This is a genomic window from Candidatus Tiamatella incendiivivens (assembly GCA_015522635.1).
GTDB classification, from domain to species: domain Archaea; phylum Thermoproteota; class Thermoprotei_A; order Sulfolobales; family Acidilobaceae; genus Tiamatella; species Tiamatella incendiivivens.
On record WALW01000024.1, the window covers coordinates 1 to 13006 of the forward strand.

The 13006-nt window shown below is 44.9% G+C and carries 15 protein-coding genes and 1 tRNA gene; 9 read left to right on the top strand and 7 right to left on the bottom strand.

The features are described 5' to 3' along the window. The first annotated feature begins 154 nt into the window (after positions 1 to 154). A complete protein-coding gene (hypE, locus tag F7B60_06230; protein ID MCE4615106.1) occupies positions 155 to 1174 on the top strand; it encodes a hydrogenase expression/formation protein HypE in 1020 nt (339 codons plus the stop codon). A gap of 62 nt (positions 1175 to 1236) precedes the next feature. Here the strand turns inward: hypE and guaA are convergent, their stop codons facing one another. Both guaA and F7B60_06240 read right to left on the bottom strand, forming a co-directional pair. Beyond that, positions 1237 to 2748, bottom strand: a complete 1512-nt coding sequence (guaA, locus tag F7B60_06235; GenBank protein MCE4615107.1) for a glutamine-hydrolyzing GMP synthase — start codon at positions 2746 to 2748, stop codon at positions 1237 to 1239. 83 nt (positions 2749 to 2831) lie between these two features. Further along, positions 2832 to 2930: transfer RNA gene (locus tag F7B60_06240), tRNA-Tyr, on the bottom strand. A gap of 98 nt (positions 2931 to 3028) precedes the next feature. On the opposite strand from F7B60_06240, the gene F7B60_06245 reads away from it, so the two are divergent. Both F7B60_06245 and F7B60_06250 read left to right on the top strand, forming a co-directional pair. Next, on the top strand, positions 3029 to 3940 hold the full coding sequence (locus F7B60_06245) for a hypothetical protein (protein MCE4615108.1): 912 nt from the start codon (positions 3029 to 3031) through the stop codon (positions 3938 to 3940). A 109-nt stretch (positions 3941 to 4049) separates the two neighbouring features. After that, positions 4050 to 5405: an ATP-binding protein gene (locus tag F7B60_06250; GenBank protein ID MCE4615109.1), complete on the top strand. Its 1356-nt coding sequence runs from the start codon at positions 4050 to 4052 to the stop codon at positions 5403 to 5405. Between the two features lie 26 nt (positions 5406 to 5431). Here the strand turns inward: F7B60_06250 and F7B60_06255 are convergent, their stop codons facing one another. Further along, on the bottom strand, positions 5432 to 6091 hold the full coding sequence (locus tag F7B60_06255; GenBank protein ID MCE4615110.1) for a hypothetical protein: 660 nt from the start codon (positions 6089 to 6091) through the stop codon (positions 5432 to 5434). Positions 6092 to 6168: 77 nt separating this feature from the next. Here F7B60_06255 and F7B60_06260 point away from each other — a divergent pair, with 77 nt between their 5' ends. Beyond that, positions 6169 to 6426 (top strand): hypothetical protein, encoded by a 258-nt coding sequence (locus F7B60_06260; protein ID MCE4615111.1) that lies wholly within the window; start codon positions 6169 to 6171, stop codon positions 6424 to 6426. Here the strand turns inward: F7B60_06260 and F7B60_06265 are convergent. From F7B60_06265 to F7B60_06275, 3 genes are read right to left on the bottom strand one after another with little or no spacing between them, the layout of a single operon-like run. Continuing rightward, positions 6423 to 7154 (bottom strand): ABC transporter ATP-binding protein, encoded by a 732-nt coding sequence (locus F7B60_06265; protein ID MCE4615112.1) that lies wholly within the window; start codon positions 7152 to 7154, stop codon positions 6423 to 6425. The two genes, F7B60_06260 and F7B60_06265, sit on opposite strands and share 4 nt — an antisense overlap. Beyond that, positions 7151 to 8164 (bottom strand): iron ABC transporter permease, encoded by a 1014-nt coding sequence (locus F7B60_06270; protein MCE4615113.1) that lies wholly within the window; start codon positions 8162 to 8164, stop codon positions 7151 to 7153. Before F7B60_06270 ends, F7B60_06265 begins: the two co-directional genes overlap by 4 nt. A 16-nt stretch (positions 8165 to 8180) precedes the next feature. After that, positions 8181 to 9530, bottom strand: coding sequence for a helical backbone metal receptor (locus tag F7B60_06275; GenBank protein MCE4615114.1), 1350 nt, complete (start codon positions 9528 to 9530; stop codon positions 8181 to 8183). Positions 9531 to 9832: 302 nt separating this feature from the next. Between F7B60_06275 and F7B60_06280 the strand changes: the two genes are divergently transcribed. Continuing rightward, positions 9833 to 10141: a hypothetical protein gene (locus F7B60_06280; GenBank protein ID MCE4615115.1), complete on the top strand. Its 309-nt coding sequence runs from the start codon at positions 9833 to 9835 to the stop codon at positions 10139 to 10141. A gap of 4 nt (positions 10142 to 10145) precedes the next feature. On the opposite strand, the gene glnA is transcribed toward F7B60_06280, so the two are convergent. Continuing rightward, positions 10146 to 11495, bottom strand: a complete 1350-nt coding sequence (gene glnA / locus F7B60_06285; protein MCE4615116.1) for a type I glutamate--ammonia ligase — start codon at positions 11493 to 11495, stop codon at positions 10146 to 10148. A gap of 105 nt (positions 11496 to 11600) precedes the next feature. On the opposite strand from glnA, the gene F7B60_06290 reads away from it, so the two are divergent. The 4 genes from F7B60_06290 to F7B60_06305 form a co-directional block, all read left to right on the top strand. Then, positions 11601 to 11885 (top strand): hypothetical protein, encoded by a 285-nt coding sequence (locus tag F7B60_06290; protein MCE4615117.1) that lies wholly within the window; start codon positions 11601 to 11603, stop codon positions 11883 to 11885. Continuing rightward, a complete protein-coding gene (locus F7B60_06295; protein ID MCE4615118.1) occupies positions 11882 to 12280 on the top strand; it encodes a hypothetical protein in 399 nt (132 codons plus the stop codon). Before F7B60_06290 ends, F7B60_06295 begins: the two co-directional genes overlap by 4 nt. Positions 12281 to 12288: 8 nt before the next feature. Beyond that, positions 12289 to 12741 carry a hypothetical protein gene (locus F7B60_06300; protein MCE4615119.1) on the top strand — a complete coding sequence of 151 codons (453 nt, stop codon included), beginning with the start codon at positions 12289 to 12291 and terminating at the stop codon, positions 12739 to 12741. A gap of 74 nt (positions 12742 to 12815) precedes the next feature. Then, positions 12816 to 13006: DUF211 domain-containing protein (locus F7B60_06305; GenBank protein ID MCE4615120.1), on the top strand; the 191-nt coding region annotated here is incomplete at its 3' end.

Here is a 13006-nt window from a genome sequence, read left to right on the forward strand (position 1 = left end):
GAGGGGACAATGGAATCAGTATAGGTCAACTAGTTCTCGGCGGACTTTATCACAATGGCTTCCTCCGGAAGGATATGATTTAGCCCAGCTATCCTTTACAGTAACCAATATCTAAATCCTCCCCCCACAATAGACCTTGTGTGGTGGTATGGCGTTGTTAGACAAGGAAATTAAGATGGAGCACGGGGCCGGCGGAGTAGTCATGGATGAATTCATTAGAAACGTAATATTGAATAAAATAGAATTAAAAAACTCGGGGGGAATAGGGCTCGACGAGCTCGATGACGGGGCGACTATTCCCCTAGGAGACAAGTATTTAGTTTTTACAATCGACGGCCATACAGTTAAACCATTATTCTTTCCAGGCGGAGATATAGGCAGGCTAGCTGTTAGTGGCACTGTCAATGATTTAGCGGTAATGGGTGGAAAACCCGTTGCCCTCTCAAACTCCATGATAATCCAAGAGGGCCTTGAAATTAGGGTTGTAGAAAAGATCCTTGAATCCATGAATAAAACTTCAAAGGAGGTTCCCGTTCCAATTATAACTGGAGATACCAAAGTCGTTGAAGAAAAAATAGGCTTGTACGTTATTACAGCAGGCATAGGGTTAGCTGAAAAACCTATCAGGGACTCGGGGGCAAAAATTGGTGACATTGTCATTATAAATGGCACCATAGGTGATCATGGAATTGCATTAATGAGTCATAGGGAGGGTATCTCCTTTGAAACAGAGCTAAAGAGCGATGTAGCACCTATATGGGATGTGGTTGAAGTTGTAGCAAACAGAATAGGATGGGAAAACATTCATGCGATGAAAGATCCTACAAGAGCTGGTTTAAGTAATTGCCTCAACGAGATTGCATCTAAGAGTAATGTAGGAATAATAGTAAAAGAAGAAGCTATACCCATTAAGCCAGAAGTTAGGGCTGCTAGTGAAATGCTCGGGATAAGCCCTTATGATGTGGCAAATGAGGGGAAAGTAGTATTTATCATAGAAAGGGAGTACGCGGAAGAAGCTTTGGATGCCATGAAGAAGCTGGAAAAGGGGAAAGATTCTGCTATTATAGGGGAGGTAACGGATGATTATAGGGGGAAAGTGGTATTGGAAACCGAGATCGGGGGTAAGAGGTTCCTCGAACCACCGGAAGGTGATCCTGTCCCGAGAATTTGTTGAGAGAGGTACGCAACATTAATACATGCTGAAAATTGTTCCACCAAGCCTGATCCTGGTTTTAATTATTCCCATTCTATTGTTGCTGGTGGTTTTGTTGTTATGTCGTATAGTACTCGTGTTACTTGTGGTAGTTGGCTTGTTATTTTGTGGGCTATTTCCCTGAGTATGGGGTATGGTATTTCTGGTATGTCTGCTGTCATGGCGTCTTTGCTTTCTACTATCCTGAGGATTATTACTGGTCCGTAGGCTCGTTTGTCTCCTTTTACTCCTGTTGCTTTTGTGTTTGGTAGTATGGCGAAGTATTGCCATAGGTTTTTGTGTAGGTTGTGTTTCTCGATTGTTTCCCTGAGTATTTGGTCTGCTTTTCGTAGTAGCTGTATTTTTTGCTTGGTTATTGGTCCTTCTATTCGGACTGCTAGTCCTGGGCCTGGTATTGGTTTTTTCTCTATGAGCTCTTTGGGGAATCCTTGGTTTTTGGCTATTCTGCGGACTTCGTCTTTGTATAGGTTTCTGAGTGGTTCTACGATGTGGAGATCTGTTACTGTGAGTCCTCCGACGTTGTGGTGTGTTTTTATCTTGTCTGCTCCTTTGCTGGCTCCGGACTCGATTATGTCCGGATAGATTGTTCCTTGTATTAGGTGTGTGGCGTTGTGTTCCACGGCTTTCTCGTGGAGTAGTTGGCTGTATATTTCCCCTGTTACTCTACGCTTTTCCTCCGGGTCTGCTTTGTCTTGGAGTGCTTGTAGGAAATGGTTTTCTGCTTCTATGATTTCCGGGTGTATGCCTATTGTTTCTAGGTGTTTGAGTGCTGTTTCCCGTTCTCCCATTGGTAGTAGGCCGGTGTCTATGAATACTGGGATTATTTTTGCTTGGGAGTGTTTTTGTGCTAGGTATGTTGCTAGGCTGCTGTCTATTCCCCCGCTTACTGCCGCGATCGCGGTTGCGTGTGGGGGTAGGTGGTTTTTGATGTAGTTCTTGATTTCCAGTAGTATGTTGGTGAGTGTCCATGTTCTCTTTGCTTTGGTTAGTTTGATGTAGTTGTCTAGGAGCTGCATGCCTGCTTGGGTGTGTGTTACCTCGGGGTGCCATTGTACTCCGATTATGTTGTCTCCCATGGTGAACATTGCTACTGGGCTTCCTGGTGTGGAGGCGTGGACCGTGGCTCCTGGGGGTGGGTGTGTTACTGCATCGTTGTGGCTCATCCATACTCTGAGTTTACGGGGTATGCCTTCTAGGATTGGGTGGATTCCGTGGATTTCGAGGGTTACTGGCCCGAATTCGGGGTTGGGTGATTTCTCGACGTGGCCTCCTAGTGTTTCTGCTAGTAGTTGGTGGCCGTAACAGATTCCTAGGACTGGGCGGCCTGTTTCCAGGATACAGGCTACTATTGATGTGTGGCTTGTCTGGTATACGCTTCCGGGTCCTCCGCTTAGGATGTATCCCTTGTAGCCTCCTAGGTCTATTGTGTTGTCTGGCTTGTGGATTTCTGCGAGGACTCCGTGTTCCCTTATTCTCCTCGCTATGAGGTGGGCGTATTGGCCGCCGAAGTCTATTACTGCTATTTTGTCATGCAATTCTTAGTCCCACGTGGATTGTTTGGTTATGGGTTTCTTGTTTGGAGGTATTTTTTGTTTCTCTACCGGTGTAGGATGTGGTGTGGTCCCCCGGAGGGGAGTTGAACCCCCGACCACCCGGTTTCTGCGCCCCTCTGGGTGTCTCACTACAGCCGGGCGCTCTGCCGCTGAGCTACCGGGGGATCCCTTGTTGGCTCTCGTTTCAGATTATTTGAACTCGCGGGGTTATAAAATATATGCCACCGGTGACAAGTATATTATCTTGGGGAGATGAAAGGGTTTGGCTATACCGCGGCTCGCTAGGAAGGAGCTTAAGCATAGGGAGACCGTTAAGGCCAGCACTACTACTGGGCTTGAGGCCTTCCTAGGCGAGCCTGGTGGCACTGTTGACTTGGAGATTTATGATATAGTGTTCGAGGGCCTTGTCGCCCAGGATCCTGGGGAGGAGGGTGTTTACCTGGTAGAGTCCGGGAGCAGGGTTAGGTTGACTGTTGGCGGTAGGGCTTACTGTAGGTGGCATACAGGGTCTTTGGATAGGAGGGATAATGTTCTGGAGAGGAGGTATTGTAATGTTACCGCGGACACTAAGGGAGGTTATTGTTTGAAGCATAGTAGGACTTACAGGGCTTTATATGACCGGTGCGTCGGTACAGGCGGCGAGTATGCTTTGGAGGCTTGCAGGAAGGTTGAGGAGAAGATTAAGATCCCCATGGGGCTGTACCTGGTTGACCGTGGGTTGGAGAAGTATAAGACAGGTGTATCGAGGAGCTGGAGGCTTGAGGATAGGATTGCCGAGCAGCCGCATGTTGTTGCTTCCATCCTATCGAGGGGGCTTGGGCTTGTTGAGTCACGTGAGCTTGAGATGAATCTTAGCCAGCATCATAATATTCAGCAGCTGACCAAGAGGACTGATCCTAAGACCGTGTTGGAGCATAACCCGGAGAAGAGGCTTCCACTGCTGTATGGTGTGGTTAAGTCTCTGGGGTTGACTGTTAAACCGGAGTTCCTCACTGTTAGGCCCCGATATGAGGAGTTGTGGGTTCGTGCTCCAGTGTTGAAGGAGCCTCCTGAGGGGGTTTTCAGGCTGGTTGATTACTGGGGCAGTTACTTGTTATTGGAGGGCGGCGAGGGATACGTCCTCCTACCGTTTAGGCTTATCCAGCACATAGACACTCTTACACAGTTGTCCTAATTAGAATATCGCTTCCGAATCTATTCCCTCGTTTAGTGTCATGAATGTTCTCTGAAACTTATATACTTTAAAGTACAGTACTTTAAAGTACAGTAGTTTGGTGTTCATCTTGCTATGCCGTTTCGTAGATAGAAAAGACGAGTTATCTGTTCTTAACCAAGCCTATAGGAGACGCCCAGAATTCATAGTAATATACGGTAGGAGGAGAACAGGCAAGACGAGGCTCGTACAGGAGTGGATTAAGTCACATAAAGTCAAGAACGTTTATTATCTCTCACAGTTAGCCAGCCACAAATACAATATATCACTTATGGCCCAGGTGGCATCGGAGCAACTAGGAGATCCTAGTCTAAAGGGGGTCAGGCCTGATAGACTATCAATACTACTATCCTTACTTTCCAGGTTAAACGTCGATGTAATAGTAATAGATGAGATTACATATTGGGTTAAATCGGATCCTATCGTTTTGAGCGAAATACAGGAATATGTAGACCAAGTGCTTACCAATACAAAGACTCTTCTAATACTCACTGGAAGCCTTCTTGGAGTATTGAAGGATGAAATCCTGGGAGGAGGTAGTCCTCTGTATGCGAGGTCTACGAATAGAATAATGCTCAAATCCTTGTCTTACGAGTATTTGAAGTGTTTTATCCCCCACTACAGGCCTGAGGACAGAGTGAGGTTATATAGCTTGGTAGGAGGAATACCATATTATACTTGTCTATTAGCTAGGGCGAAAACACTGAAACAAGCAGTTCAAATGTTGGTAAATCGGGATTCACCGTTAAGCCATGAGAAGGATTTACTGCTAAGAGAGGAATTCAGGGAACCAGCAACATACAATGCCATACTCTCAGCCCTTGCGAAGGGGTACAATACCCCGGGTAAAATATCGCAGGTAACAGGCATTACCCCCGGACTAGCTAACAAAGCTCTGCATGTTCTCGAATACCTGGAATTTGTTGAGCGTGACATACCTGTTTTCCGGAAGAAAGGAGTATACAGAATAAGAGATCCCATACTGAGAACATGGTATAGTCTTATAGAACCCGTAGAATCCCTAGTGGAATTAGGGCTAGAGAAACAAGCGTTAAACTATGTGCTTTCTAACATAGATATCCATACTTCCAAAACATGGGAAACACTTGTGAAAACCTATCTTACAAGGAAGTATGCACCTAAAGGATACATGCGGGTGGGTAGACTAGTTCATAGAAACGAAGAAGTAGATATTGCCCTCATTAACCCGAAAGAGGGGAAGGCCATAATAACAGAGGTTAAATGGAGCAAGCTTACGCCTAAAGAAATAGGGAAATTACGGTTCTTAACAAGGGAAAAAGCTAGCAAGCTACTTCCAGAGAAATATCAAGTAACAAAAACCTACATAGCAGTGAGAAAGGTGGAAGGCCGGGTTCCTAGCGACACGATAATGCCTGAAACAATAGATGAACTTGTGAATTGTTAGGAAGTAACATCCTTCTTCCTTACCTGTTATGATATCTTATTTAACTTATCCTCCAGTTCCTCGAGTACTTTTAGTTCTTGTATTACATCGATTCCTTCCACTCCGTCTATTTCACTGCCTTCATCTTCGTAGGAATCCTTGTATCTTAGTAGTCCGACCCATGATTTTTTCCCTAGTATACACTTGACGCAGTGCAGCTTGTTTACTTCTGCTCCACGCTCTAGTTCTGCTTCTATAACATACGCTTCCTCCACTTCCGAGTTCCTCTTCGCTACTAGTTTCTCGGCAATAACTGTGCCTCTGATTTTTGTTTTCTTTTCCACTATGACTGTTTCCCCTATTATAACGCCAGTATAGTTACCGCTTATTCTAGCCTCTCCAACATATAGTCTACCCGCTATTAAGGAGCCCCCTACAATTAGTTCTCCTATTACCCCCTTGCCTATCTTCCCTGATCCACCTATTGTAAACTCTCTTGCATTCAGTTTCCCCTGGACAACTATAGTACCGCCTATTTTTCCTGACCTAGTTTTTAAGCTGCCCTCTATATCTGCTGAGCCTCCTGTTTTGAACTCGCCTCTCACTGTCAGGTCTCCTTTTACTTTGAGGGAGCCTCCCACGTCAATGTTTTCGAATTCTATTGGACCTCCTAGGGAGACTGATCCTCCTACCTTCATTTCACTCAAGATTTGGACACCGTTTTCTAATTGGCATTATGCTTTAATTATTGAATCTAACAAATTGTGAGTATAAGGGAGGATACTTGGCCAACAGGTGTAGACATGATATAATAGCCAGCATATTAAAAGCAGCTATTGACGGCCCATTGAAACTTTCTCATCTAGCATTGAAGAGTAACTTACCGTATGATAGGGCTAGACCTATAGTTGGGGACCTGGTAAAGCATGGGCTTCTCTCTTACAATCCAGTGTCCAGGGTATATGCCCTAACTGAACTGGGATACCAGTGGTTTGCTATTTACCGGGAACTTGGGAATATCTATGATAAGATTAGGTTTTAGGTTGATGGTACATAGAATCTCCTGCCTTCAGGGTCTGTGAACTCCACTAGGTCTACATCGTATATTCTGCGTAGGAGTTCCCTCGAGTATACCTCCTCGGGTTTCCCCGTGGCATATACTTTGCCGTTTGAGATGACTGATGTTTGCTTGGAGAATGCTGATGCTATGTTTACGTCATGTGTTGTGAATATGAAAATTTTATCTTGTAGCCTGCTCGTTAGTAGGTTCATTGCTGTTACCGTCCATTTGAGGTCTAGGTGGCTTGTAGGTTCATCTATTAGGATTATTCTCCTGTCCGAAGCTGCTGCCGCGGCTAGGTATACTAGCCTTCTTTCCCCACTGCTTAAGGTTGAGAGGTCCCTGTAGAGGTGGTTGTCTGCTTGGAATTCCTCTAGTATATCCAGGACTCTCGTTATACCGGTTTCTCCGTAGAGGCCTTTTAGCCCTAGGGCTATTTGCAGGTAGTCGATTACCTTGAGCCCAGGGAAGACTCCTGGTTCCGCGGGTAAATAGTAAATTGACCTCCTAGGATCCAGTGTGCCCTCCATTAGTACTTTGCCTTTTGTAGGCTTGTATATTCCTGTTATCACTCTGAGGAGGCTGGTTTTACCGGAGCCGTTCGGCCCTATTATACTGTGAGGTGTTCCCAGTGTCGCTTCTAGGTTTACGTTTTCCAGTATTCTCTTATGGTTTATTTCGAGGGTAATATCTTCCACTGTTAGCTTCATGTTTCCGCTGGCCTCCTCGAGAGTAGGTATAGGAAGAACGGTACTCCTAGTAGCGCTGTCATTGATCCTAGCGGTGCTTCCTGGCCACTTGGAAGAAGGTTTCTCGCCATGATGTCTGCTAGCAGTGTCAGGCTTATCGCTACAGGCATTGTTAGTATTGAGAGCCGTTTCACTTCGCTTCCCACTAGCATTCTAGCTATATGAGGGCTCATTAGCCCGATGAAGCCTATTGGCCCCGTGTATGTTGTGAGCATTCCAACGGTTATTGTTGAAACTATTATCATACCCCTCCGGGCGGAGCGTGGGTTTACTCCCATGCTCATGGCTTGCTCGTCGCCGAGGAGTAGTAGGTTTAACTGCTTATAGTAGAGGGCTATGTAGAGTAAAGTTAGGGCCGTTGGGACTAGGAGTTGGATGGCTTCACTCCAGCCGACTAGGCTCAGTGTACCGTACATCCACAGCATCCCCAGCTGCCGGCCTCCCTGTAGTGTTGTTATGAAGATTACTAGTGCTAGGCTCCCTGTCATCCCACCCACTGCTACCCCGGCTAGTATGACTGCGTATACATTATATCCTGTTAATTCCCCTACAAGTATGACTAGGCTTACTGCCAGTATTGCACCTATGAAGCCAGCTATGTTCATTGCTATGTAACCTAGTGTTGGGAGGATTGCTAGTGATATTATTACTCCGAGTGTTGCTCCGCCTGAGACTCCGAGGAGGTATGGTTCCGCTAGAGGGTTTCTGAGTGCTACTTGGAGGAGTAGCCCACTCATTCCCAGTATTAAGCCTGTTAGTATTGCACCTATTGCCCGGGGGATTCTGATGTCCCAGACTACTATTGACACTGTCCCTGTTTTGTGGAGTAGTGCGTTTGTTACTTGGCTTGGACTATAGTGGCTTGGGCCTAAGTATACTTCTCCAATGAATAAGAGTAGGGTTACAAGTAGGATTAAGGCTAGGATTTTCTTGTATTGAAAAATAGGGTTATATGGCTTATGTTTTACCAAGACTTGTTATCCCTTTCTAGGATAGGAATAGTGGGAAAGTTACGTTATATGTTGATTCCAGGTGGCTCGCATAGTCTGTGAGGTTCCACGTCGACGGTGATACGTCGTGGGGTATGTTGCTACCTGTTTCTAGGTGTATTATTGCTAGCAAAAGTATTCCAGCTGTAGGGGATCGTATTCCAGGTCTTACCAGCATGTCGCTGTATGTTCCGTGGAGCACATATATCTTTCCTGCCTGTACTGCTTTGAGGCTGGTTCCTCCGGGTATTGATTTTAGCCATGCTAGTGCATTAGTGTAGTTTGATACTCCGCTTCCTTCTGTGAATATTATTATGTCTGGGTTGGCGTTCAAAAGGTCTTCAGGGCTTATCATCGGGTATGCTTGGGTGTAGTTGTAAAATGCATTTTCTCCTCCAGCTAATTCTATTAGACTCGTTATAAAGCTTTGTTGTCCTACTACGAATAATGGATTATTCCAAACTATAATGCCTACAGTTGGTGTGGTGTTAAAACTATTGGATATTGTTGCTAGGTTTTCTATGTCGCCTGTTACACCTTCTGCTAGTTTGAGGGATGTATCATCTACTCCTAATACTTTGCCTATTAGTATGACCGATGATACTATGTCGTTCATATCTTTAGTTCCTAGAACTACCACTTTGAGGCCTAGGTTGCGGAGCCTATGAGCTATTTGGAGCTGTACTCCCTGTACTGTGAATACAACGTCCGGCTTTAGGGAGACAATCTTCTCGTAATTAGGGTTTGAGAACCCTCCAACAATTTGTATCTTACCAGACTTCTCTAAGCCCGAGAGTTGCGGCGGGTAATTACTATATTCATCAACCCCGACGAGCTTGTCCTGTTGGCCTAGGGCGAATATTATCTCCGTTATGCTCGGGGCTAGACTGATAATCCTCTCCGGTTGCGCAGGTATTATGACTGTCTGTCCTGCGAAGTCAACTACTGTGCGCGGGTATCCAGTAATCTTGTTAACTGCCGCTGAAAGTGTTTCCACTTGCTGTTTTATGCCAGCTATTTCTCTCTCAGTGTTATTCAGTCTTTCCTGTAGTAGCTTTATATTGGTATCAACAGACTGCTTTACACCTAGTATTGTCTGGTTTATCCCCCGCATCTCGGAGTTCTGCTGGGAGACTTTGCTCCCTATGTTACTGATTGCTTTTCCTTGCTCTTGTATCTGCTGTTGCTGTTGGCTTAGTGTTTTATTTATGCTTCCCAACTTATTGTTCTGGCCTTCTATGAGAGCTTGCAGGCTGTTTAGCCTATTGTCTAGTACAGCGAATTCTGCTGCTATTATGACTAGGACTATTACTAGGGCTGTAAGTGTCATGGCCGAAGGCTTACCCATTGTTGGACACCATATCCAACAGAATGTAATATCTTCCTTAAAAAATTGTCGCACAACCAAAAACAGATACACTAGAGTAACATAACGCCGAGGGAAATACTGGTTGATGAGGGATCCGGGAGGACCACCGCTTCACAACCTGAAACCTGCCAGGGCTCGAGAATTCTTGGGAGCTCCCGCATAGCCTAGGAACATTATGATTGTTTCAGGATAATGATAAAAATAATGCTACGGTCATAGTAGTAATATGAGGAGTAAATGGTTTTCTGGTTAACAGTTAGAATGAAGGATGGTGTCTTACCTTGAGTGAGGAAGACATTTATGATGTTCCTGAAGATTTAATAGAGGAGGTTGTTGAAGAGGAAGAGAAACCTAGGCAAGAGCATAGAAGACGACAGTATCCCTCTCAGAAGGATATAATGGAAGCTGTGAAGACTATTGCATTAACATACAATGTGGATCCTATCTTGTTCCCTGAGGAGGTTCTCAGATACCTTGAGGAGAAAGGCTTCAACGTTAAGCATGTGAATTTTAAGAGAATTTGGAGGACATATGAGAAACTAGTTAGAAACGGGCAAATGAGGGATGTATTGGGAGTGGTGTGGAGTTAAAAGGTTAAAGATTGAAGTACTTGGCGAACTCTGCTGGGCTTGGGTATTTCTGGAGTTCCTTGAACTCTATCCACTTCAAATCTATGTAGGTCTCTATTAACTCGCTGGGAAATATCGGCTTCAGGAAATCACTGTCACTCTCCAAGGCTTCTATTGCATGTGCCAAGCTTGGCGGCATTGTTTTTATACCCATTCTCCTCCTTTCAGCCTCTGTTAGGTGATAAACGTTTCCAGTAAACTGGCCTCCCGGGTCAATCTTCCTCTTTACACCGTCTAGGCCTGCCATTACCAGGGCTGATACGGCTAGGTAGGGGTTTGCAGTTGCATCCGGCTGCCTGAACTCTAGTCTAAGGAATTTCTCGTCAGGTTTAGGAGGTCGCGGTATTCTAATCATTGCACTCCTGTTTGAAACTCCCCATACACCGTATATAGGGGCCTCATACCCGGGGATCAGCCTCCTGTAACTGTTGACAGTCGGGTTCGTAAATGCAGCCACAGATTCGAGGTGCTCTATTACCCCTCCTATGAAGTATCTTGCCATCTCACTTATTCCCTCAGGGTTCGAAGGATCATGGAACAAGTTCCTTTCCCCACTCCAGAGACTCATATGTATATGCATTCCACTGCCATTGTCATTGTAGAAGACCTTTGGCATTAGCACAGCAGTTAATCCGTTAATTACTGAGATATTCCTTATTACATATTTCGCCGTGACTATAGCGTCCGCAGCCTTGCTAGGCTCATAGTGTTTTAGGTTTATCTCGCTTTGCCCGAAGCTAGCGACCTCGTGGTGATGGACTGTTGAGGTTACACCCATTTCTTTAAGGGCGCTTAGTATCTCGTTCCTCACTCGTCTAAGATCGTCCTGGGGGCCTGGGAGGTAGTAGCCTGCTTTCTCAGCTATTCCTGTTGAAGCGTTCTCTATTGACTCCTCTGAGGTTATCTCGAAACCCATTGCGTCAGGACTCATATCTAGGTAGAACTCGTTCACTATAAAGAACTCTATCTCGCTTCCAGCATATGCCTTCATCCCCTGTGATCTTAGGTATTCCTCGAGGTTCTCTGCGACGAATCTAGGGTCGGTTGATAATCTTTTGCCGCCCGGCTCATATACCTGTGTTATATACCTAACACTTGGCTCTTCAGTCCATGGAATGATTGCTTCAGTATCCTTTAGTGGTTTGAGAACTAGGTCACTGTTCTCTATAGGTTTGAACCCGTAAACACTGCTGCCGTCCAGCTTGCTTATGCCATCCTGGAAGACTTCCGGCTTCAAGTGATCCCTTGTAATGATTACCTGCCTGAGGACTCCTTGAAGGTCTGTGAATTGTAAGTGTATCCAGTTAGCTTCCAAACTTCTCACCCATGATTACTATACAGGAGGGAAAGATGTGGGATTATCAATATAAATAATCCATTGTTCATATATTAAAATCTACTAGTATAGAGGTGAATCGCCTTGAAAACAAAGTTAAACCAGGGAATGGGTGTTACGCTACTCGTTATAGGCGTGATCCTTGTTTTGATAGTGTTCGCTAAAGCATACCAAGAATACAGTAATGTGAATGTAAACCTATCCAACTCGAGTAACGTAATGCAAGCCATAACATCCAGCAGCGGATTACTCATTCAGCTACTGTTCAAGCTGGCCTATTTGGGTCTAGCGCTAGCCGCGGGATCAATACTAATCAAATACTCCATACCTATTATAAAGGAGGAACGCCAGGAGGACAAGCAGGATTGAATGTAGCTCACGCAGCCATTGTAATAGTGGGACTAGTACTGCTAGCCATGATTACAACCCCACTAGCCCTACTCATAAAGGAAGCCCTAGAGAACCCTACTATACTAAATGCTAGTGTACAGGAAGAGAATGATATGTTTGTCGTGTTACTCACATATAACGGTTCTATTAAGCTAACTGATGTAAACTTCACAACAATCCTAGGGTCAAATGACCATGTGTTTAAAAAGTCCGCTACTGCCAGTGTCTTGACGAGGAACTCCACACTCATACTTACGTTCCCTAAGAATGAAACCAATGGAACGAGCAAACCAACTCTCAGGGAAATGATTTTGAGCGGGAAAGTCGATGGATTATACCCATTTAGAATAACCTACAAACCGGAAGGTGGGTGAACCTAGGCTTGGAGGAAACCTCCATTTCGAAAAGGATCGCGAAATCCGTTATAAGCGGATTTCTTGGAATGATCTACTATGTATTAATTTATGTTTACATTATACCTGTAGTATTCTCATACTTAACCTCTCAAATGAACTCTGAACTACCCGTTCTAACGAGCAGTCAGCTGGCGGGACTTGCATTATTCTTCCTAGGCCTCTCCAGTGCTGCAGTAGGATTAAAGGGTACTATTTATCATCCACTACTAAGAGCGCTCTCAAGTATATTCGGGTTCTTTATACTGCTCTACTTCATGAATGGCGGTGAAATAACTGGTAGCCTAACCATGAACGGGGCGCGACTCGGATTATACATGGATATCTCTCCTATAATCTACCTGGTATTTGCATTCATAACGATTCCAGGCATAGTTATACCGTTCTATGATTACTTTACAAAGGATATAGCGGAAGGCTAGCGGTATATAGTGAAACCTTTATAGCCGAGTGGGAAACAGTGGAAATCCCGGGGAAACCCTGCGGTGATGAACACGTGACTGCACCACTCAGAAGAATCGTTTTAGACGTACTTAAACCGATTAAAGGCCCAACTATAATAGATGTAGCCGAGGAACTTGCAAACCTAGATGGCGTAGATGGAGTTAATATCACAGTGACAGAGATAGATGTTGAAACCATAACTATAACCATGGTCATAGAAGGCTCTGATATTAAGTTCGAGGA